Raw genomic sequence first — 21218 nt, 5'->3', positions numbered from 1 at the left:
TGCGCACCCGTGAGCGGGTGACGAGTCCTGGGACTCGTCAACCACGCACGGGGCCGGAGGCCCATCTCGGCGGCCGCTTCTGCAGAAACGCCATCATGCCTTCCCGCGCCTCCTCGGATTCGAACAGCCTCGCCGACTGTGCGGTCAGCTCGTCGGTGTAGCGGTCGAAATCGGCGAGCACGCTCCGGGTCGTGAGGGTCTTCGACTCGGCCAGACCCTGCGGCGACGCCTGCCGCAACTGGTCGAGCAATTCCTCGACGGTGTCCTCGGGATCCTCGGCGGACTCACTGATCAGCCCGATGGCCTCCGCCTCGTGGGCGCCGAACTTCTCACCCGTGAGGAGGTAGCGGCTCGCGGCGCGCGAATCGATCCGGGGCAGCACCGTCAACGAGATGATCGACGCGGCGAGTCCGAGCCGGACCTCGGTGAGCGCGAACGTGCTGCGCGGGCCGGCGACGGCGATGTCGCAGGCGCCGACCAATCCCATGCCCCCGGCCCTGACGTGACCGTCGATCCGGGCGATCACCGGCTTGGGCAGTTCGACGATGGCCCGCAGCAGTGCGGCCATCTGCCGGGTACGCGACCCCACGTCGCCGGACGTCTCACTCAGATCCGCCCCGGCGCAGAACGTGCTGCCGGTGTGGGTGAGGACGACGCCGCGGACGTCGTTGTCCGCGGCGGCGTCCCGCAATCCCTGCAGCAGTTCGTGCACGAGCCTGCCGGAGATCGCGTTCCTGTTGTGAGGCGAATCGAGGGTGAGGGTGGCGAACCCCCGATTCGCGTCGTACCGGACGTACCGGTCGGCTTCCACGTCGGTCATGTGCTGTCCGTTCGACATCAGTACGATTTCGGCAGCCCGAGCGAGTGCTGGGAGACGAAGTTGAGGATCATTTCGCGGCTCACCGGCGCCACGCGGGCGATGCGTGCCGCACCGAGCATCGCCGCGAGACCGTATTCCTTGGTCAGGCCTGCGCCACCGTGCGTCTGGACGGCCTGGTCGAGTGCCTTGATGCTGGCCTCGGCGGCGGCGTATTTGGCCATGTTGGCGGCCTCGGCGGCGCCGAAGTCGTCGCCGCTGTCGTAGAGGACGGCCGCCTTCTGCATCATCAGCTTGGCGAGTTCGAGTTCGATCTTGATCTGCGCCAGCGGATGCGAGATGCCCTGGTGCGCGCCGATCGGTTCCTTCCACACCGTGCGTTCCTTCGCAAACCGCACCGCGGCGTCCAGCGCGTAGCGGCCCATGCCGATCGCCATGGCGGCGCCGAGGATGCGTTCGGGGTTGAGACCCGCGAACAGCTGCATCAACGCCGCGTCGGCCTCGCCGACGAGCGCGTCGGCGGGCAACCGGACGTCGTCGAGGAACAGCATGAACTGGTGGTCGGGCTCGACGATGTCCATCTCCATCGGCGTCTTCACGAAGTTCTCGGCGTCGGTGGGGACGATGAACAGCGCAGGCTTCAGCTTGCCGGTCTTCGAGTCCTCGGTCCGCGCGACGATGAGGACGGCATCGGCCTGGTCCACCCCGGAGATGTAGATCTTGTTCCCCGTCAGCAGCCACTCCTCGCCGTCTCGACGAGCAGTGGTCGTGATCTGGTGCGAGTTCGAACCCGCGTCGGCCTCGGTGATGCCGAACGCCATGATCTTCGAACCGTCGGCGAGGCCGGGGAGCCAGGTCTGCTTCTGCTCCTCGGTGCCGTACTTGCCGATGATCGTGCCGCAGATGGCCGGTGACACGACCACCAGCAGGAGGCCGGCGCCGTGGGCCGCGAGTTCTTCCTGCACGAGGGCGAGTTCGTAGATGCCTGCGCCGCCGCCCCCGTATTCCTCGGGGAGATTGACTCCGAGGAAGCCGAGTTTGCCCGCCTCGTTCCACAATTCGGTCAGCGGTTCGCTGCGCCGAGCCCGGGGCAGCACGTAGTCGACGTAGTTGAACCGCTCGCCGAGCCTCGACACGGAGGCACGGAGTTCCTTCTGTTCTTCGGTCTCGATGAAGCTCATGATTCTCCTTCGGGCTGCGCTGCTTCGACTACTGCCAGGACCGTTCCCACGTCGACCTGCTGACCGGCGGTCACGGACAGTTCGGTGAGGACACCGGAGGCCGGTGCCTTGATCGTGTGTTCCATCTTCATCGCCTCGAGCCACACGATCGGCTGACCGGCGGTCACGGTGTCGCCGACCTCGGCGCCGAGGCGGATGACGGCACCCGGCATCGGCGCGAGCAGCGACCCCTCGGCGACGACGGCGCTCGGATCGGTGAATCGCGGTGCGGCGTGCAGGCCCACCGGGCCCAGGGCAGAGTCGACGAACACGTCGTCCCCGTACCGGGACACCTCGAACGAGCGACGCAGCCCCGCGACGTCGAGGACGACGTGGCGCGCCGTGGCCGACACGAGCGCGACGTCGTCGAAGCCGTCGGCCTTCAGCCCGTACCGGGTGAGCAGGTACCGGATCTCGATGTCACCGCCTCCGCCCGTGAACGTCTTGCTCTGCGGCGCGGACGCCAGGTTCCGCCATCCGCTGGGGAGCGTCGAGTCGACCGTCGCGACGTCACGGTTGTGCGCGGCGTCCGCGAGTGCGGCGGCCAGCGCCGACAGTCGCTCGGTGTCGGCCGAGGCCAGCGGCCGCGCCAGCACGTCCAGCCCGTGGGTGTCGAAGAAGGCGGTGTCCGTGTCGCCGGCGAGGAATGCCGGGTGGCGGAGCACGTTGACCAGGAGGTCGCGGTTGGTGCGCAGTCCGTGGATCTGCGCGCGGCTCAGGGCCGCGGCCAGCCGGGTGGCCGCCTGCGTGCGGGTGGGCGCGAACGAGATGACCTTCGCGAGCATCGGGTCGTAGTGCACGCCGACGGTGGATCCGTCGACCACGCCGGAGTCGAGGCGAATCCCCGGGGAGCGCAGGACGTCGAATTCGACCGCGTTCCCGGGCAGGTCCAGACGGTGGACCGGTCCGCTCTGCGGCTGCCAGTTCTGCGCCGGATCCTCCGCGTACAGCCGGACCTCGATGGAATGACCGGACACGGCGGGCGATTCGGCATCGAGCGCCTGCCCGGACGCCACCTGCAGTTGCAGGTCCACGAGGTCGAGGCCGGTGGTGCATTCGGTGACCGGGTGTTCCACCTGCAGCCGGGTGTTCATCTCGAGGAAGAAGAAGTTCCCGTCGTCCAGGTCGTCTCCCCCTCGCTCCGCTCGACCGGAAGCCAGGAACTCGACCGTCCCCGCGCCCTCGTAGTCGATGGCCTTCGCCGCGAGCCGGGCGGCCTCGAACAGTCGCTCGCGCATCCCGGGGACGGCCTCGACCAACGGTGACGGCGCCTCTTCCACCACCTTCTGGTGCCGCCGCTGGATGGAGCATTCACGCTCCCCCACCGCCCAGACGGTTCCGTGCCGGTCGGCCATCACCTGGACCTCGATGTGCCTGCCCGTTTCCAGGTAGCGCTCGCAGAACACGGTCGGGTCGCCGAAGGCCGATTGCGCTTCGCGGCGGGCGCCTTCCAGCTGTTCCGGGAGGTCCGCGAGCTCACGCACGACGCGCATGCCGCGTCCGCCGCCGCCTGCGGACGCCTTGACGAGCACCGGCAGGTCCGCTTCGGTGACGGCGCCCGGGTCGAGTTCGGCCAGCACCGGAACTCCGGCGGCGGCCATCATCTTCTTGGACTCCACCTTCGAACCCATCATCTCGATGGCGGGCGCGGGCGGCCCGATCCACGTGAGCCCCGCGTCGTGGACGGCGCGCGCGAAGTCCGCGTTCTCGGAGAGGAACCCGTAGCCGGGGTGGATGGCATCGGCGCCAGCGAGCAGTGCCGCCTCGATGACGAGGTCACCGCGCAGGTAGGTGTCGGCGGGACTGTTGCCCGGCAACCGGACCGCGGTGTCGGCCTCGGTGACGTGCGGGCTGAGAGCGTCGGCGTCCGAGTACACGGCGACGGTCCCGATGCCTGCGCGGCGGCAGGTGGCGAAGACGCGGCAGGCGATCTCACCGCGATTGGCAACCAGTACGGACTGGATCATGTCGGGCCTCACATCCGGAAGACGCCGAAGTTCTCGGCGCCTTCGATCGGGGCGTTGGCAATGGCCGACAGGCACATTCCCACCACGGTTCGGGTGTCGCGCGGGTCGATCACGCCGTCGTCGTAGAGGCGACCGGACAGGAACATCGGCACGGATTCCGCCTCGATCTGGTTCTCGATCATGGCGCGCATGCCCGCGTCGGCCTCTTCGTCGAACGCCTGCCCGCGGGCCTCGGCAGAGGCGCGGCTGACGATGGAGATGACACCGGCCAGCTGCGCTCCGCCCATGACGGCGGATTTGGAGCTGGGCCAGGCGAACAGGAAACGCGGGTCGAACGCGCGTCCGCACATGCCGTAGTGGCCGGCGCCGTAGGACGCGCCGAGCAGGATCGAGATGTGCGGGACGGTGGAATTGGAGACGGCGTTGATCATCATCGACCCGTGCTTGATCATCCCGCCCTCCTCGTACTCCTTGCCCACCATGTAGCCGGTCGTGTTGTGCAGGAACAACAGTGGCGTGTTCGAGCGGTTCGCCAGCTGGATGAACTGGGTGGCCTTCTGCGATTCCTCGCTGAACAGCACACCGCGCGCGTTGGCGAGGATGCCCACCGGATATCCGTGCAGCTCGGCCCAGCCCGTGACGAGTGACGACCCGTACATCGGCTTGAACTCGTCGAAATCGGAGCCGTCGACGATGCGGGCGATCACCTCGCGAGGATCGAACGGGATCTTGAGGTCGGCGGGGACGATGCCGAGCAGTTCCTCGGGGTCCTCGAGCGGTTCGATGACCTCGGCCCGCGGCGCGGGACCCTGCTTCTTCCAGTTCAGGCGCTTGACGATGCTGCGGCCGATCCGGATGGCGTCCTGCTCGTCGACCGCGAAGTAGTCGGCGAGACCGGACTTCCGGGCATGCATCTCGGCGCCGCCCAGGGTTTCGTCGTCGGATTCCTCACCGGTGGCCATCTTGACGAGCGGCGGTCCGGCGAGGAACACCTTGGACCGTTCCTTGATCATGACGACGTGATCGGACATGCCGGGGATGTACGCGCCGCCCGCCGTCGAGTTGCCGAAGACGAGGGCGATGGTCGGGATACCCGCCGCGGAGAGCTGGGTGAGGTCGCGGAACATGCGGCCACCGGGAATGAACACTTCCTTCTGCGTGGGAAGGTCCGCGCCACCGGATTCCACGAGGGAGATGACGGGCAGCCGGTTCTGCCGGGCGATGTCGTTGGCGCGGAATCCCTTCCGCAACGTCCACGGATTGCTGGTGCCGCCGCGGACCGTCGGGTCGTTGGCGACGATCAGGCACTCGACGCCTTCCACCACACCGATGCCCACGACGGTGCTGGCACCGACCGGGAAGTCGCTGCCCCACGCCGCGAGCGGGCACAGTTCGAGGAACGGCGAGTCGGGGTCGAGGAGCAGTTCGATGCGCTCCCGGGCGAGGAGCTTGCCGCGCTTCTTGTGCCGCTCGGTGTACTTCTCGCCGCCGCCCGCGAGCGCCTTGGCGTGCTCGGTGTCGATCTCGGCGAGCTTCTCCGTCATGGCCTTCGCCGCCGCGGCGTACTCTTCGGAACCCGTGTCCAGGGTGGACTTCAACGTGGTCATGACTGATACCCCAATCGCTTGGCCGCGAGCCCCGTCAGGATCTCGGTGGTACCGCCACCGATTCCGAGGATGCGCATGTCGCGGTACTGCCGTTCCACTTCGCTCTCCCGCATGTAGCCCAGGCCACCGAACAGCTGGACGGCCTGGTTGGCCACCCACTCGCCCGACTCGACGGCGGTGTTCTTCGCGAAGCAGACCTCCGCGATGAAGTCCTCGTTCGACACGAGCGAACGCTCCACCAGCGCTCTGGTGTAGACGCGGGCCACGTCGGTCTTGCGCGCCATCTCGGTGACCGTGTTCTGCACCGACTGCCTGCTGATCAGCGGACGGCCGAACGTCTCGCGGTCCCGCACCCACTGCAGCGTGAGGTCGAGGCACCGTTGCGCGCTCGAATATGCCTGCGCGGCGAGGGCGATGCGCTCGGTGAGGAACGCCTGAGCGATCTGCGCGAACCCGCTGTTCTCCTCGCCGACCAGGTTGGCGGCGGGCACCCGTGCGTCGACGAACGACAACTCGGCCGTGTCCGATGCACGCCAGCCCATCTTGTCGAGTTTGCGTGCCACCTCGAAACCCGGTGTGTCCTTCTCGATCACGAGCAGCGAGACCCCGGATGCGCCGGGACCGCCGGTGCGGACGGCGGTGACCACGAAGTCGGCCCGGACGGCGGACGTGATGAACGTCTTGGACCCGTTGACGACGAAGTGGTCGCCGTCGCGGACCGCGGTGGTCCGCAGATGCCCGACGTCGGAACCGCCGCCGGGTTCGGTGATGGCGAGCGAGCCGACGAGCTCGCCACGCAGGGTGGGGCGGACCCACTTCTCGATCTGCTCCGGGTCACCGGCCGCGGCGAGGTGCGGTAGCGCGATTCCCGACGTGAACAGGGAAGCGAACGCGCCACCCGATGCCCCCGCCTGGTGGAACTCCTCGCAGATCAGCACGGCGTCGACGAGGTCTCCGCCCTCGCCCCCGACGGATTCGGGGAAACCGGCGCCGAGCAGTCCCAGCTCGGCGGCCTCCCGGTGCAGCGCGCGGGGCAGTTCGCCGTCGCGCTCCCACTCGTCCAGGTGCGGCAGTATCTGTCGTTCGACGAAGCTGCGCACCGTCTTGCGCAGTTCCTGCCGCTCGGGTGTATCCCACACGCTCACAACGTTGTCCCTTCGGGGAGGAGTGCTTCCGGTATGTCGAGGTGCCGGGATCTCAGCCATTCGCCGAGACCCTTGGCCTGCGGGTCGAACCGGGCCTGGGACGCGACGCCCTGTCCGAGGATTCCCTCGATCACGAAGTTGACGGCGCGCAGCTTCGGCAGCACATACCTCGTGACGGTGAGGTCGGCGGCCTCCGGGAGAAGGCGCTTCACTTCGTCGACGGTCAGCGCGTGGGCCAGCCACCGCCACTGCTCGTCGGTGCGCACCCACACACCGACGTTCGCGTTCCCGCCCTTGTCTCCGCTGCGCGCTCCGGCGATGGTGCCGAGCGCGACCCGCACCGTGGGTTCGCCGCCCCGAGGCTGCGGGAGCGCGGGCTCGTCGACGTCCTCCAGCTCCCGGACCTCGGTGGCGGGTTCGATGTCGACGCGCGTTCCGTCCGGCAGCACCGCGACGTGCGGCACCTCCTTGGCGTACACGTATCCCGGGGTGAACACGCCGTAGGGCTGCCCCTGCCCGGGCGGCGCCGTCAGCGTGAAGCCGGGGTAGCTGGCCAGTGCCATTTCGACTGCGACGGAGGAGAATCCACGTCCGACGGCATTGGCGTCGGAATCCCGGACCACGCAGCGCAACAGCGCGCTCGCGGCCTCCTCGGTGTCGGCGTCCGGATGATCGGTGCGGGCGAGCGACCAGTCGAGTTCGGCCGGCCGGGTGGGAAGCCACCCTTCGAGCTGCCGCTTCACCAGGGCCGCCTTGGCCTCGATGTCGAGGCCGGTGAGGACGAACACAGCCTCGTTGCGGAATCCCGCGAGCGTGTTCAGCGACACCTTGAGCTGCGGCGGCGGCGGCTCCCCGGTGACGCCACTGATGCGCACGCGGTCGGGGCCGTCCTGCGACAGTGCGGCGGAGTCGATCCGCGCGGTCACGTCGGGACCGGCGTAGCGGCCACCCGTGATCTCGTACAGCAACTGCGCGGTGACGGTGCCGACGTTCACGGCGCCGCCCGTCCCGGGGTGCTTGGTGATGACGGACGATCCGTCCGAGTCGATCTCGGCGATCGGGAATCCGGGACGATCGAGGTCGTCGATCTCGGTGAAGAACGCGTAGTTGCCACCCGTCGCCTGGGTGCCGCACTCGATGACGTGCCCCGCCACCACGGCACCGGCGAGCTGGTCGAAAGCGTCTCGCTGCCAGCCGAAGTGCGCGGCCGCCGGGCCCACGATCACCGACGCGTCGGTGACCCGTCCGGTCACGACCACGTCGGCGCCGGCGTTCAGGCAGTCGACGATGCCCCACGCGCCGAGGTAGGCGTTGGCGGTCAGCGGGCTGCCCAGCCCCAGTTCGGCGGCCCGGCCGATCAGGTCGTCGCCTTCGACGTGGGCGATCTTCGCCTGCAGCCCCAGCTTGTCGTTCACCTCCCGCAACGCGTCCGCGAGACCGGCCGGGTTGAGCCCGCCGGCGTTGGCGACGATGCGGACCCCCTTGTCCAGGGCCAGCCCGAGGCAGTCTTCCGCCTGACGGAGGAACGTCTTCGCGTAGCCGCGGTTCGGGTCCTTCATGCGATCGCGGCCGAGGATCAGCATGGTGAGTTCGGCGAGGTAGTCGCCGGTCAGATAGTCGAGCTCGCCGCCTTCGAGCATCTCGCGCATCGCCGACAGGCGGTCGCCGTAGAAGCCGGAGCAATTGCCGATCCGCACGGTCATCGGGTTCCCGCCTCACGGCCGCCGCCCGCGGGGCCCGCGAAGGCCTGAGCGATGTTCAGCCACGCGTCCGCGTCGGCGCCGGTGGCCTCGAGGGCGAGATCCGCCCGGTTCGCGCGCTGGGTGACGAGCAGGCAGAAGTCCTCGGCGGGGCCGGTGACCTTCTGCGCGGCGTCCTCGGGGCCCCACGTCCAGACGGACACTCCGTCGGGGGCGGTGAGCTCGACGCGGAACTCCTCGGCGGGTGGGGCGAGTTCGTTGACGGCGTAGGCGAAGTCGCGGGTGCGGACACCGAGGTGGGCGATGCTCTTCAACCGCTCGGTGGGTGTGCGCGCCGCCGAGAGCGCGTCGGCGACATCCTGGCCGTGCGCCCACGTCTCCATCAACCGGGCGGTGGCCATCGACGCCGCCTTCATCGGCGGGCCGTACCAGAGGATCTTCTGTCCCGGCGGCACCGCCAGGAGAGCCTCCGCGAGCCGAGCCCGGGCCGAGCGCCAAGCGGCGAGCAGTTCCGCGGGTTCCCGCCGGGCGTGCTCGGCGGCGCCGGCATCGACGAAGCCGCCCGGGTTCGAAGCGGCCACCGCCAGTTGCTCGGTGAAGCCGTCGGGGTCGGTGATCGCCAGGAGGGCGGCCTCGTCGGTCCACAGCAGATGTCCGATCTGGTGGGCGATGGTCCAGCCCTCGGCCGGTGTCGGATCGGCCCAGCGGGAGTCGGGGAGGTCGGCCACCAGGGCGTCCAGTGAATCGCTCTCGGCGCACAAGTCGTCGATGAACCTCTGCAGTTCAGCCATGCGACCAGCATCACACCGACCCAATAAAAAAGCAAGCACGATTGATTGTTATTTGGCTGCGGATCGTCCGGAGAGCTGCCACGCTGGTCACGTGATACGACAGTTGCTCACCCATGCCGCGCTCAACCCCCTTCCCTCCCCGCGCGCACTGGCCGCCCGAGTCGCACCGGGAACCGGCCACCGCATCGCCGGGAAGCGGATCCTCGTCACCGGCGGTTCCTCGGGGGTCGGAGAAGCGGCCGCCCGCCGGCTCGCCGCCCTCGGCGCGGAGGTCGTCCTCGTGGCCCGCGGCTCCGACGCCCTCGAGTCCGTGCGCGACGACATCCTGCGGTCCGGCTGCGACGCACACGCCGTCCCCTGCGACCTCACGGACCCGGATTCCGTCGACGCCCTCGTCGCTCACGTGCTCGGGGAGATCGGCCCCGTCGACGTACTCGTCAACAACGCCGGGCGGTCGATCCGGCGGACGGTCGAGGACTCGTTGGATCGCTTCCACGACTTCGAACGCACCATGGCCGTCAACTACTTCGGCTCGACGCGGCTCACCCTCGCGTTGCTCCCCTCCATGATCGAGCGCCGCAAGGGCCACATCATCAACGTCGCGACGTGGGGCGTGCCTGCCGGCGTGATGCCCAAGTTCTCCGCCTACCACGCGTCCAAGGCGGCCGTCGGCGCGTTCGGCCGGAGCCTCGGCGCCGAATTGCGCGACCGCGGAATCTCCGTGACCACCCTCGACTTTCCCTTGGTCCGGACGCCGATGATCGCGCCCACCACGGACTACGACGCGATGGCCGCCCTGACTCCCGAGCAGGCGGCGGAATGGTTCGTCACCGCCGTGCGCACCCGGCCGATCGAACTTCTCCCCAGTTACGCCGAACTGTTCCGGCTGCTCGGCACGTTCGCACCGTCCGCCACCGACGCACTGGTACGGCGCACCGGCATCTGAGCGCAATGACAGACTGGGACGGTCTCGAATCCGCGCTCACACCCGAGGGAGTCGTCCATGACCGACGCCGTGCTCACCACCCGCGATGGCGACATCGTCACCTGGACGCTCAACCGCCCGGAGGCGCGCAACCCGATCTCCGAGCCGGACGTGATCGAGGCGCTCGAGGATGCGGTGGCCGACGTCAACGGTGATCCCAGCGTGCGCGTCGCGATCGTCACGGGTGCGGGTTCGGCCTTCTCCTCCGGCGGCAACGTCAAGCACATGCGCGACCGCGCCGGAATGTTCGGCGGCTCCCCCGCCGACCTGCGGCAGGGCTACCGGCACGGCATCCAGCGCATCCCACTGGCCCTCTACCACTGCGAGGTGCCGACCATCGCGGCCGTCAACGGACCCGCCATCGGTGCCGGATGCGACCTGTCGCTGATGTGCGACATGCGGATCGCCTCCACGGCCGCCGTGTTCGCGGAGAGCTTCGTCAAGGTCGGGCTCGTCCCCGGCGACGGCGGCGCCTGGTTCCTTCCGCAGGCCGTCGGGATGGCGCGGGCCAGCGAGATGGCGTTCACCGGCGACGCGATCGACGCCGCGAAGGCCCTGGAGTGGGGGCTCGTCTCGCAGGTCACCGAACCCGGGGAACTCCTCGGCGCGGCGCGTGCGCTCGCCGACCGCGTGGCGGTCAACCCGCCGCAGGTGCTGCGGATGACCAAGAAACTGCTGCGCGAGGGCCGTCACCAGAGCCTCGAGAGCCTCCTCGAACTGTCGGCGGCCATGCAGTCGCTCGCCCATCACACCGCGGACCATCACGAGGCGGTCGGCGCGATGCTCGATCGCCGCAGCCCGAACTTCACCGGCCGGTGAACCCGGGCATCGCACGCCGGTGACAGCCGAGCCGCGCAGTCAGCTTCTTCCCGTCGTCTCGGTCCTCGGATCGGTGCTGTCCGTCCAGTTCGGCGCCGCCTTCGCGAGCACCCTGTTCGAGGCGGTGGGCGCCAGTGGCGCGGTGTCGCTGCGGCTGACGATCGCGGCGATCATCCTCGGGGTGATCGTGCGGCCGCGCTGGCGACGGTGGACGCGAACGCAACGGGAGGGCATCCTCGCCCTCGGAGTGGCGCTGGCCGTGATGAATTCGGCGTTCTACGAGGCCCTCGCGCGGCTCCCGCTCGGCACCGCCGTCACCATCGAGTTCCTGGGTCCGCTCACCCTCGCCGCCGTGCTGTCGCGAAGACTGCGGGACGGCGTGTGGGTGCTGGCGGCACTGACCGGGGTGGTCATGCTCGGCCTGCGCGAGAACTCGGGCGCCGAGTCCCTCGACCTGGTGGGGGTGTGTTTCGCGCTCACCGCCGGGGCGGCGTGGGCCGGTTACATCGTCGCCGGCTCGAACCTCGCGGCGACGGTTCCCAGTGCGGACGGCCTGGCCGGCGCAAGCATCGTCGCGGCGGCCCTGACGCTTCCGCTCGGCGCGGTGTCCGGCGGCACCGCACTGTTCGACCCCCGGATCCTGGCCGTGGGCGCGGCGGTGGCCCTGCTGTCGTCGGTGATTCCGTATTCGCTCGAGCTACGGGCGCTGCAGGTGATGAGCAAGAAGGTGTTCGCCGTGCTCATTGCGCTCGAGCCTGCCGCCGCGACCCTCGCCGGGGTGATCGTGCTCGGGCAGGTACTCGGACTGCAGTCGCTGGCCGCGATCGCGCTCGTCGTCGCGGCCGGCGTCGGCTCCGTCCTGAGCAACCGGTAGCGCCGCGGCCTGCGGGCGGGGCTGGCAGGATCGACGCGTGAGCACAGCGAACCTGACCCGAGCCGAAACCGCCGAACGTTCCCGCGCGATCGACGTTCTCGGCTATCGGGTGGAATTGGACGTACTCGGCGCCGTCGACCGGGAGGTCGGGACGTTCGCGACCACCACGACCGTCGAGTTCACCGCCCGCACGTCCACGACCTGGCTCGACTTCCTCGGCGCCGGAGTGGAGTCGGTGACGGTCAACGGCTCCGACGTCCCCGTCGACTACGACGGCGCCCGTATCGCGTTGACCGGGCTGCGTGAATCCAACGTCGTGACCGTCGCCGCCCGGGGCGAGTACAGCCGTTCCGGTGAGGGCCTGCACCGGTTCCTCGACCCGGCCGACAGGCAGACGTACCTCTACACGCAGTACGAGCCGGCGGACGCGCGGCGGGTGTTCGCGTGTTTCGAACAGCCGGACCTGAAGGCGCCGTTCACGTTCGTCGTCACCGCGCCGCGGGAGTGGGAGGTGGTCTCCAACCAACAGGTCGTCGAGCGGGAAGACACCACCGGCGGGCAGGTGGTCACGTTCGCGCCGACACTGCCGATCTCCACCTACATCACCGCGGTCGTGGCCGGGCCCTACCAGCGGGTGGACTCGGAATGGAGTGGCGGCGACGTCACGATCCCGCTGGGCGTCCTCTGCCGCGCCTCGCTTGCGCAGTACCTCGACGCCGACACGATCTTCGAGATCACCCGGCAGGGGCTGGGGTTCTTCACGGAGAATTTCGACTACCCCTATCCGTTCGGCAAGTACGACCAGGTGTTCGTCCCCGAGTACAACCTCGGCGCCATGGAGAACCCCGGCTGTGTGACGTTCACCGAGGCGTACGTGTTCCGCGGCGCCGCGACCGACTCCCAGTACGAGGGCCGGGCGAACACGATCCTGCACGAGATGGCCCACATGTGGTTCGGCGACCTCGTCACGATGGTGTGGTGGGACGACCTGTGGCTCAAGGAATCCTTCGCCGATTACATGGGCGCACTGGCCAACGCGGAGGCCACCCGGTGGACCGACGCGTGGGTGGCCTTCGCCAACCGCCGCAAGGCGTGGGCGTACCTGCAGGACCAGTTGCCGACGACGCATCCGATCGTCGCGGACATCGTCGACCTCGAGGCCGCGAAACTGAACTTCGACGGCATCACGTACGCGAAGGGCGCCAGCGTCCTCAAGCAACTCGTCGCGTACGCCGGGCGTGACGCGTTCTTCGAGGGGGCGCGCCGCTACTTCCGCGCCCACGCGTTCGGGAACACCACCCTCACGGATCTGCTGACCGAACTGTCGGCCACGTCGGGCCGGGATCTGACGAGCTGGGCGCGCGCCTGGTTGCAGACAACCGGAGTGTCCGCTCTGAGCCTGCAGCGCGGCGCCGACGGATGCGCCTCGATCGTGCAGACCGATCCGCGTCCACACCGCCTCGGTGTCGGGCGCTACGACTTCGACGACACCGGCGACCTCGTGTGCGTGCAGCGGATCGAGGTCGACCTCGCCGACGCCCACACGCCGATCGATCTCGCCGACGCGCCGCTCGTGTTGCTCAACGACGCCGACCTGACGTACGCGAAGGTGCGGCTGGACGATCGATCGCTGACCACCGTCGAGACCTCCCTCGACCGAGTGCGCGACCCGCTGGCGCGCGGCCTGATCTGGTCGTCGCTGTGGAACGCGACCCGCGACAGCGAACTGGGCGCCACGCGGTATCTGTCGATGGCCCAGAGGTTCTCACCGGCGGAGTCGCACCTCACGCTCCTCACCTCTGTGCTGGCCAACGCCCCGTACGCGATCGAGCACTTCCTCCCCGAGCCCTCGCGCGACGCCGCCCGTCTCGACTGGCTCGAGCTCACCTGGCGCGCGTTGTGGGACGCCCCGTCGGCTTCGGGAAGCCAACTCGCCTGGGCACGGGCGGTGGCGTCCGCTGCGGCGATGGACGGCAGTCGCGCGGCCGACATCCGGTCGATTCTCGAGGCCGGCGGGCCGGCGCCGACCGGGCTGGCCCTCGACCCGGATCTGCGCTGGGGGTTCTGGGGCGCGCTCGCCGCCACCGGGCACGCCGACGACGCGGACCTCGACGGCGAACTGCGCCGCGACGACACCGGTTCCGGCCGCACCGCGTACCTGCGGGCGAAGTTCTCGCGGCCGGACCCGGACGTGAAAGCGAAGGCCTGGGAATCGATCCTCCACGACCGCACACTGTCCAACGAACATCTCGGCGCGATCATCGCCGGGTTCCGCGCAGGCGCCCGGCACGATCTCGTCGAGGGATACGGCGCCGGCTACTTCGCCTCGATCGGCTCGGTGTGGGAGGAGCGCAGTATCGAAATCGCGCGGCGGATCGTGGTCGGGTTGTTCCCGTCCGAGACGACACTCGACGCGGCGGACGGATGGCTCGCCACCCATGCCGATGCGCCCGCCGCGCTGCGACGGCTGGTGCTCGAGCAACGGGATCATCTCGCCCGGGACCTGCGAGCGCAGGCGTTCAACAGCCTGCCGGACGTCACCGGCTGACCGGCCGGGCACCGTTCGACGTGCGGGCCGTCCACCGTTCCAGTGCGTCCCGCCACCGGCCGGACGCACTGTCGCCGGCCCAGGCGATGTAGCCGTCGGGACGCACGAGCAGTCCGGGGCCGTCGTCGATCCGGGCCACCGCGTGGACATCGCCCGGAGCAGGAGTCCCGGGCTCGGTGACCAGGACGAAACCGCCCGAACGCATCACCTCGTACAGCCGTCCGGCGTCGGTGGGCAGATCCTCGGCACGTCGGCCGACCACGGTGCTCTCGCCGGCGTGGTGGCCGTACCCGATTCCGATACCCGCGAACATCCCGGCGATCGCATCGCCGATCGGCGGGAAGCCGAGAAGCGCCGCCACTACCCCGTTCCGGATTTTCCGCAGGATCCACGGCCGGACGATCATCATGCGCATGGTGGCACCGCTCGACCGCAGAACCAGCCGGCCCACCGGGTGCCGCTCGGAGTGGTACGTGTCGAGCACCGCGTCGTCCGCGCCGTCCAGGACGGCCGCGAGTTTCCAGCCGAGATTGACGGCGTCCTGAATACCCGTGTTCATGCCCTGCCCACCTGCAGGCGAATGCACGTGGGCTGCGTCGCCGGCGACAAACACCCGGCCGGTCCGGTACTGCGGGACCTGCCGTTCGTCGCTGTGGAAACGCGACTGCCAGCGCACGTCGCCGAGTCCGTAGTCGGTGCCCATCGCGACCTCGATGGTGCTGCGCAGTTCCTCCCGGTCCACCGGGGCGGTGTCGTCCACCTGATGCCGGCGGTTCCAGGCGATCACCCGAAACAGGTTGTCGCCGTATGGCGCGATGAACGCGAATCCGTCGCGGACGGCGTTGACGGTCACGAGATTGTCCGGTGGATTCTCGAGTTCGACGTCGGCGAGCATGATCGACCGCAGCACAGCCTTGCCGGGGAACGGTTGCCCGATCATCGTCCGCACCGCGCTGTGCGCGCCGTCCGCACCGACCGCATATGTCGCGTGGAGGGTGCTGCCGCGTCCCGAACTGTCGTGGCCGTGAACGCGGACGCCGTCCCCGTCCTGCTCAACTCCGGTCACGGTGAAACCACGGATGATGTCGGCGCCGCGGTCCCGGGCGTGCTCCTCCAGCAGGGCGTCGACGTTCCGTTGCGGGGTGACGAGGACGAACGGGAACCGGGTCCGCAGGCGTCCGAGGTTCAGCGCTGCACCGCGCCACAGCTTCAGACCGGGTGCGGCGGCGCCGGTAGCCACGAGCCGGTCGGCGAGTCCGCGGGCATCGAGCAGTTCGAGGGTGCGAGCATGGACGCCGAATGCCCGGCTGAGGGTGGACGGCGCGGCGCGCTTGTCCAGCACCGTCACCGATCGGCCCGCCGTCGCCAACTCGCCCGCGAGCATGCATCCGGTGGGTCCCGCGCCGATCACCACCACGTCGATGTGCTTCATGGCGTTGCCTCCGATCGAAAGGTGTCCCACTAAGTCAACAACTGTTGACTTCGACGGTAGGCGCATCGCCGCGTCAGGTCAACAGCTGTTGACTTAGACTGTGGAAATGTCCGAACGCCGCGCCCGCTCCGCCGTCACCACCCGCGCCGCGATACTCGACGCCGCCCGCGCCCGGTTCGGCACCGACGGCTACGAACGCACGACGATGCGCGCCGTCGCGTCGGATGTGGGCGTCGACCCCGCACTGGTCGTCCGGTACTTCACCAACAAGGAATCGCTGTTCGCCGAGGCCGCCGAATTCGATCTGCACCTGCCCGACCTCCACGACGTTCCCGCGGCGGACCTCGCGAGCGTGCTGATGCCGCGCTTCTTCGCGGTGTGGGAGAACGACGGCGCGTTCCTCCCCCTCCTCCGCGCGGCGGCGAGCAGCCCCCGAGCCGCCGAGGCGATGCTGCAGGTCTTCGCCCGCCAAGTGGCGCCCGCCCTCGCCGTGGTCACCGCGGACCGCGCGGACGAACGCGCGGCCCTCGTCGGGTCGCAGGTCCTCGGACTCGCCTTCTCCCGCTACGTACTCCGGGTACCGCCCGTAGCCGACATGACGCACGAACAGTTGATGCGCTGGGTCGGGCCCGTGCTCGAGTACTACCTCACCACCGAACCGCGGTAGCCCTACCGGTGGTGCCTGCCGCCGTTCAGCATCCAGCGGGCATCGAGTTCGCTCGTGCTGCGGCGGTGCCGCCTGATGGTGAACGACGTGATCGGCAACCGCTCGACGACGCTCGCCTCGGCACGCGGATCTCCCGCGATCCCCTGTTCCAGAACCGAATACGCGGTGTGGTTGACCGAATGCACGGCCAGCCGGAGCGCGTCGAGCGCCGTCGGTCGCGGCCCGAACGCGGCGAGCGTGTGACCACCGTCCACCGCGGTTTCGACCACCGCGTAGAAATGCCAGTCTGCGCCCGAATCGCCAGTCATGATGCGCCTCACTCGATGTGCTTCTGTGAGCTGTGCCATGACCGTATCGCGAGGGTACGACACGTTTCCGGAGCCGCGCCGGTCAGGCGACCGACCGGCGGCCGATCCCGAAGAGGTCCTGAGGGGCGTCGATTCCCTTGAGCCGGTGACTGCCCGCCGGCTCGCCCCAGAACGCGTCCGTGTCGAGTTCGTCGTAGAACTCGCCGGTCACGACCACCTCGTGGGACGGCGCGACCGCGACGACGCGACTGGCCATGTTGACGGGCCTGCCGAACCAGTCTCCCGCGCTCGGCACCGCCGTGCCCCAGGCGATCCCGGCCCGCAACGGCGGAAGCCCCTCGGCGCGCGCGGCCTGCACGAGGTCGAGCGCGGTGTAGGCCAGCGCGTTGGGATCGGGCGAGACGATCATGACGGCGTCCCCGATCGTCTTCACCAGACGCACCGGCGGCAGCGCCAGATCGGTGGCCAGCCCGTCGAGGCGCTCGGCCACCCGCCCCAGATCGGCGGGCGCCACCTGCTCACCGAGCAGCGTGAATCCGACGAGGTCGGCGAAACAGACGCCGATCTCCTGCGCCCCCCGAACCTGGAGGTTCGAGTCCCTGGCGATACCCACCGCATCGGAGCGCAGTTGGTGGCGCAGGGTGGTGGCGATGAGGTGAGCCAGGATCTGCGCTTCGAAATCCGCGATGCGCCGCACCTCCACCGCGTACCGCAGGGCCACCTCGGGGTGTTCGCGTGTCGCCTCGAGTCGCTCCTGCAGCAGCGCGTCCGCGGCGTCGGCGACCGTCCAGAGGTTGCGGCCGAGGACCCGGGCGGCCGCGAAGATTCCGCTCTCGTCGAGCCCCAGGTCCCGGTACTGTTTGAGTCCGCGCGCGAGGTCGAGGTCGCCGTCGTCGTAGAACGTCCCGTCCTCCGACGCACCCCGGCCGATTGCCCGGAACCACCGCCGGGCGTCCTCCACGGTGACACCGGTCTTCTGAGAGATCTCGTCGATGCCGTACCGGCCCTTCGGCGACAGCGCGTGCTCGAGCAGCAGGTGCGCGAGTCGATTGTCCCGGGAGGCGACGCGGAGCTCGTCGATCGACACCCCGTCCTCGATCAGGGTGTTCAGGACTCCCATGCGCGCAGAGCGATCCGCCCCGCTGAGTCCGTCGAGGAGGCCTGCGGCCTCGAACTCGTGGAGTTGCGTGGGTGGCGGACCGGGGCGTCGGAGCGGGGGAGGCGGCGGGGACACCAGACGTCCCGTTCGGGGCGTGATCCGTCGGGGCTGTCGCGGGATGCGCACGTCCTCATCGTCCCAGGAACGACGTCGCCCTTCGCCGTAATCCTGCGAACTCGCCTTCCCCCGCGACTGTGACCGAACTATATTCGGTGTGTGCCGATTCAAAGTCTGTTGCTGGACGCTGCGGAGGACCATTTCGCCCGCCGCGGCGTCCTCGCGACCCGGCTCGCCGACATCCGGCAGGAGGCCGGCGTCAGTGTGGGAGCCGTCTACCACCACTTCCCCAACAAGGAAGAGCTGTACCTCCAGGTCTGGCTGCGGGCGCTCGCCGACTACCAGGACGGATTCCGGGCCGCACTCGCGGAATGCGCCGATGCGCGGTCCGGGGTGGAAGGCGCCGTCGTCCGCCACCTGCAGTGGGTGTCCGGCAACCCGCAGCGGGCCACCATCCTCGCCGCGCCCCGGCCCCCGGGCGTCGACGAGCGGGCCGATTCCACCAATGCGGTGTTCTTCCGCGACGTCACCCAGTGGTGGCGGGTCCACGAACACTACGGAACGGTCCGCCGGTTCGACTTCGACGTGCTCTATGCGTTGTGGCTCGGTCCGGCTCAGGAGTACTCCCGCCAATGGCTGGCGGGCGCCATGACCACCGACCCCACCGCAGTGGCGCCCGAACTGGCGCGCGCCGCGTGGAACTCGCTACGGAACCAGGAGTAGAGGATGACGGTCGACGTCGCACTCACCGCCGACACCGCGCAGGCCGTGCTGGAGGCCCAGCCGTTCAGCGTGCTCGTCGGCGCACGCATGACGCAGTTCGGGGAGGGCGGCGCGACCCTCGAAATCCCCGTCCGCGACGAACTGCGGCAACAGAACGGCTTCGTGCACGGCGGTGTCCTGTCATACGCCGCCGACAACGCCCTGACATTCGCCGCGGGAACCGTGCTCGGCGCGAACATCATGACCGCGGGCTTCACGATCACCTACCTCCGCCCCGCCCAGGGCGTGCTGCTCCGGGCGGACGCCCGCGCCGACGCGTCGACGCGGCGGCAGGCGTTGTGCCGGTGCGACATCTACGCGGTGCAGGACGACGGCTCGGAGGTGCTGTGCGCCGCAGCCCAGGGTACGGCGACGGTCAAGGAGCCGCGGTAGTCGCGGCTGCACGGGATGGAACGATGGGACCATGGCTCACTCCGTCGATCACGCATCCGTGGACAGGGCGCGTGAGCGCATCACCGGCCTGATCCGCAGGACACCCACGTTCCGTGCCACCGTCCCCACCGTGCGCGGTGCCGTGCCGGTGATCTTCAAACTCGAGTTCCTGCAGTACGGCGGCTCGTTCAAGGTGCGGGGCAGCCTCAACGCATTGCTCCACGCCGAGGAGGAGGGGCGGCTCGACGACGCGGGCGTCGTCATCGCGTCCGGTGGGAACGCTGCCATCGGGGCGGCCTGGGCATCGCGGCTCAGGGGTGTGAAGTGCACGGTGGTCGTCCCCGTCACGGCACCCGACGTCAAGGTCGACACGCTGATCGCGCTCGGCGCGGACGTGCGCAAGGTGGGTGCTCGATACGCCGAGGCGGCCGAGTATGCCCAGGAACTCGCGGCGTCCTCGAACGCCCTCGCCCTGCACGCCTACGATCTCCCCGACATCGTCGCCGGGGCGGGGACCATCGCTCTCGAGGTCCAGGACGACGTCGCCGAGCCGTTGTCCTACGTGATCGCCGTGGGCGGCGGCGGATTGCTCTCCGGCGTCGTCGCCGGCAGCCGCGACGACGACAGCATCTACGGCGTGGAACCGAGCGGAGCGGCGACGCTGCACTCCGCGGTCGCCGCCCGGCAACCCGTGGACATCGACATCGACAGCATCGCCGGCGATTCCCTCGGCGCCACCAAGATCGGTTCCATCGCCTGGGACACCATCCGGTCGCGGCCCGTGTCCAGCCTGATCGTCGACGACGACGCCCTCATCGACGCGCGGACGCTGCTGTGGGAGGAGTTCCGGATCGTCGTCGAGCACGGCACCGCCGCGGCGCTCGCCGCGATCGTCACCGGACAGCTCGCACCCGACGACGACAAGCCGCTCTGCGTGGTGCTCTGCGGCGCGAACACGTCGCTCACCAGCTACTGATCCGCGGTCTCAGCCGCGGGGTTTCAGCCTGCTGTTCGGCAGTTCGGGTGCGGGCAGTGGATCGCCGTCGTAGCCCTCGACCGTGCCGAATCGGGGGTCGGCGGGCGCCGCGCCCCGGAGCTCGGACTGCCACTCACGGCGGTACCCGACGATGTCCTCGTGGCTGCGGCCGAGGAAGTTCCACCACATGATCACCTGCTCACCGAGCGGTGCGCCGCCGAGCAGCAGCAGCCGGGCCCGGGTTCCGCCCGTGTTGCGCAGCGCCACCAGCGACTCCCCGGGCGGCTGATAGCCGAGTTCCGCCCACCGCAGTGTGGTTCCGCGCAGTTGCACCTCGCCCTCGTCGACAAGCACCCCGACCTCGAAGCCGCGTTCGATGTCGAGGGTGACGTCCGCACCCGGCTCCAGGAGGATCTCGGCGCCGAGTAGCGGCGTGAACGTGCGGACCGGCGAGGTGGAGCCCACCGTGTTCCCGAGGAACACCCGCACAGTCGCGCCGTCCAGTTCGACCGGATCGGGTGCGTACGTCTCGAACGCCGGCTCCGCGTCCTGCGCCGACGCCGGCAACGCCACCCACAGCTGCGCCCCGTGCAGGATGCGTGTCTGCGGTGTCGAGACCTCCGAGTGCGCGATCCCCCGCCCGGCGGTCATCAGGTTGAGCTCACCGGGACGCACCATTGCGTGCGAACCGATGCTGTCGCGGTGCTCGATCTCGCCGGTGAACAGCCAGCTCACCGTCTGCAGTCCCGTGTGCGGGTGGGGCGGCACGTTCATCCCGCCCGTCTTCCCGACATCGTCCGGACCGTAGTGGTCGGCGAAGCACCAGGCGCCGATCAGCGACCGGTCCCGCTGCGGGAGGGTGCGCCGGACCGGCATCGCGCGGGGACCGCCGAGCGGGACCTCGCGCGCGCCGAGCACCTGGATGCCCCCGCCGTCGGGGTGCGACTCGCACCGCTCTTCCACCGAATTCGTCTCCAGATTGCTCACTGCT

Annotated in this window: 19 protein-coding genes; 8 read left to right on the top strand and 11 right to left on the bottom strand. The window is 69.5% G+C overall.

From position 1 onward, the window contains the following. Positions 1–37: 37 nt before the first annotated feature. From OYT95_RS29060 to OYT95_RS29030, 7 genes are read right to left on the bottom strand one after another with little or no spacing between them, the layout of a single operon-like run. Complete coding sequence (locus tag OYT95_RS29060) at positions 38–838, bottom strand: enoyl-CoA hydratase family protein (protein ID WP_268789765.1); 801 nt, start codon at positions 836–838, stop codon at positions 38–40. After that, positions 838–1998 (bottom strand): acyl-CoA dehydrogenase family protein, encoded by a 1161-nt coding sequence (locus OYT95_RS29055; RefSeq protein ID WP_037233587.1) that lies wholly within the window; start codon positions 1996–1998, stop codon positions 838–840. The genes OYT95_RS29060 and OYT95_RS29055 overlap by 1 nt, the downstream gene beginning before the upstream one ends. After that, positions 1995–4004 (bottom strand): acetyl/propionyl/methylcrotonyl-CoA carboxylase subunit alpha, encoded by a 2010-nt coding sequence (locus OYT95_RS29050; protein ID WP_268789764.1) that lies wholly within the window; start codon positions 4002–4004, stop codon positions 1995–1997. Before OYT95_RS29050 ends, OYT95_RS29055 begins: the two co-directional genes overlap by 4 nt. Before the next feature lie 8 nt (positions 4005–4012). Next, the gene (locus tag OYT95_RS29045) at positions 4013–5611 is read right to left on the bottom strand and encodes an acyl-CoA carboxylase subunit beta (RefSeq protein WP_037233585.1); all 1599 of its coding nucleotides are present in this window, start codon (positions 5609–5611) and stop codon (positions 4013–4015) included. Next, the gene (locus OYT95_RS29040; RefSeq protein ID WP_268789763.1) at positions 5608–6756 is read right to left on the bottom strand and encodes an acyl-CoA dehydrogenase family protein; all 1149 of its coding nucleotides are present in this window, start codon (positions 6754–6756) and stop codon (positions 5608–5610) included. Before OYT95_RS29040 ends, OYT95_RS29045 begins: the two co-directional genes overlap by 4 nt. Next, entirely contained in the window at positions 6753–8459 is a 1707-nt protein-coding gene (locus OYT95_RS29035; protein ID WP_268789762.1) for an acyclic terpene utilization AtuA family protein, read from the bottom strand. The genes OYT95_RS29040 and OYT95_RS29035 overlap by 4 nt, the downstream gene beginning before the upstream one ends. Continuing rightward, a complete protein-coding gene (locus tag OYT95_RS29030; protein WP_112301817.1) occupies positions 8456–9247 on the bottom strand; it encodes a TIGR03084 family metal-binding protein in 792 nt (263 codons plus the stop codon). Before OYT95_RS29030 ends, OYT95_RS29035 begins: the two co-directional genes overlap by 4 nt. 103 nt (positions 9248–9350) lie before the next feature. On the opposite strand from OYT95_RS29030, the gene OYT95_RS29025 reads away from it, so the two are divergent. From OYT95_RS29025 to pepN, 4 genes are read left to right on the top strand one after another with little or no spacing between them, the layout of a single operon-like run. Beyond that, positions 9351–10193, top strand: coding sequence for an SDR family oxidoreductase (locus tag OYT95_RS29025; RefSeq protein ID WP_037233574.1), 843 nt, complete (start codon positions 9351–9353; stop codon positions 10191–10193). Positions 10194–10250: 57 nt separating this feature from the next. Then, on the top strand, positions 10251–11051 hold the full coding sequence (locus tag OYT95_RS29020; protein ID WP_037233572.1) for a crotonase/enoyl-CoA hydratase family protein: 801 nt from the start codon (positions 10251–10253) through the stop codon (positions 11049–11051). A 19-nt stretch (positions 11052–11070) separates the two neighbouring features. Then, complete coding sequence (locus OYT95_RS29015) at positions 11071–11925, top strand: EamA family transporter (RefSeq protein WP_112301816.1); 855 nt, start codon at positions 11071–11073, stop codon at positions 11923–11925. 37 nt (positions 11926–11962) lie between these two features. Beyond that, on the top strand, positions 11963–14473 hold the full coding sequence (pepN, locus tag OYT95_RS29010) for an aminopeptidase N (RefSeq protein ID WP_268789761.1): 2511 nt from the start codon (positions 11963–11965) through the stop codon (positions 14471–14473). Here pepN and OYT95_RS29005 read toward each other — a convergent pair. After that, positions 14463–15905 (bottom strand): FAD-dependent oxidoreductase, encoded by a 1443-nt coding sequence (locus OYT95_RS29005; protein WP_268789760.1) that lies wholly within the window; start codon positions 15903–15905, stop codon positions 14463–14465. The two genes, pepN and OYT95_RS29005, sit on opposite strands and share 11 nt — an antisense overlap. Positions 15906–16011: 106 nt before the next feature. Between OYT95_RS29005 and OYT95_RS29000 the strand changes: the two genes are divergently transcribed. Then, complete coding sequence (locus OYT95_RS29000; RefSeq protein WP_268789759.1) at positions 16012–16572, top strand: TetR/AcrR family transcriptional regulator; 561 nt, start codon at positions 16012–16014, stop codon at positions 16570–16572. 2 nt (positions 16573–16574) lie between these two features. Here the strand turns inward: OYT95_RS29000 and OYT95_RS28995 are convergent, their stop codons facing one another. Both OYT95_RS28995 and OYT95_RS28990 read right to left on the bottom strand, forming a co-directional pair. Further along, positions 16575–16880, bottom strand: a complete 306-nt coding sequence (locus OYT95_RS28995) for a hypothetical protein (RefSeq protein WP_005258203.1) — start codon at positions 16878–16880, stop codon at positions 16575–16577. An 82-nt stretch (positions 16881–16962) separates the two neighbouring features. Beyond that, on the bottom strand, positions 16963–18165 hold the full coding sequence (locus OYT95_RS28990; RefSeq protein WP_268789758.1) for an adenylate/guanylate cyclase domain-containing protein: 1203 nt from the start codon (positions 18163–18165) through the stop codon (positions 16963–16965). 90 nt (positions 18166–18255) lie between these two features. Between OYT95_RS28990 and OYT95_RS28985 the strand changes: the two genes are divergently transcribed. Genes OYT95_RS28985 through OYT95_RS28975 form a run of 3 tightly spaced genes read left to right on the top strand, consistent with a single transcriptional unit; the run spans position 18256 to position 20227 of the window. Further along, a complete protein-coding gene (locus tag OYT95_RS28985) occupies positions 18256–18819 on the top strand; it encodes a TetR/AcrR family transcriptional regulator (protein ID WP_037233560.1) in 564 nt (187 codons plus the stop codon). Between the two features lie 3 nt (positions 18820–18822). After that, positions 18823–19251, top strand: coding sequence for a PaaI family thioesterase (locus OYT95_RS28980; protein WP_037233558.1), 429 nt, complete (start codon positions 18823–18825; stop codon positions 19249–19251). A 31-nt stretch (positions 19252–19282) separates the two neighbouring features. Beyond that, positions 19283–20227 (top strand): serine/threonine dehydratase, encoded by a 945-nt coding sequence (locus tag OYT95_RS28975; RefSeq protein ID WP_268789757.1) that lies wholly within the window; start codon positions 19283–19285, stop codon positions 20225–20227. A gap of 9 nt (positions 20228–20236) precedes the next feature. Here OYT95_RS28975 and OYT95_RS28970 read toward each other — a convergent pair whose 3' ends face one another. Beyond that, a complete protein-coding gene (locus tag OYT95_RS28970; RefSeq protein ID WP_268789756.1) occupies positions 20237–21214 on the bottom strand; it encodes a pirin family protein in 978 nt (325 codons plus the stop codon). Between the last annotated feature and the right edge of the window lie 4 nt (positions 21215–21218).

It is taken from the genome of Rhodococcus sp. JS3073, from assembly GCF_026810085.1.
Lineage (GTDB): Bacteria > Actinomycetota > Actinomycetes > Mycobacteriales > Mycobacteriaceae > Rhodococcus_F > Rhodococcus_F wratislaviensis.
This window is presented reverse-complemented; position numbering and strand designations above follow the sequence as displayed.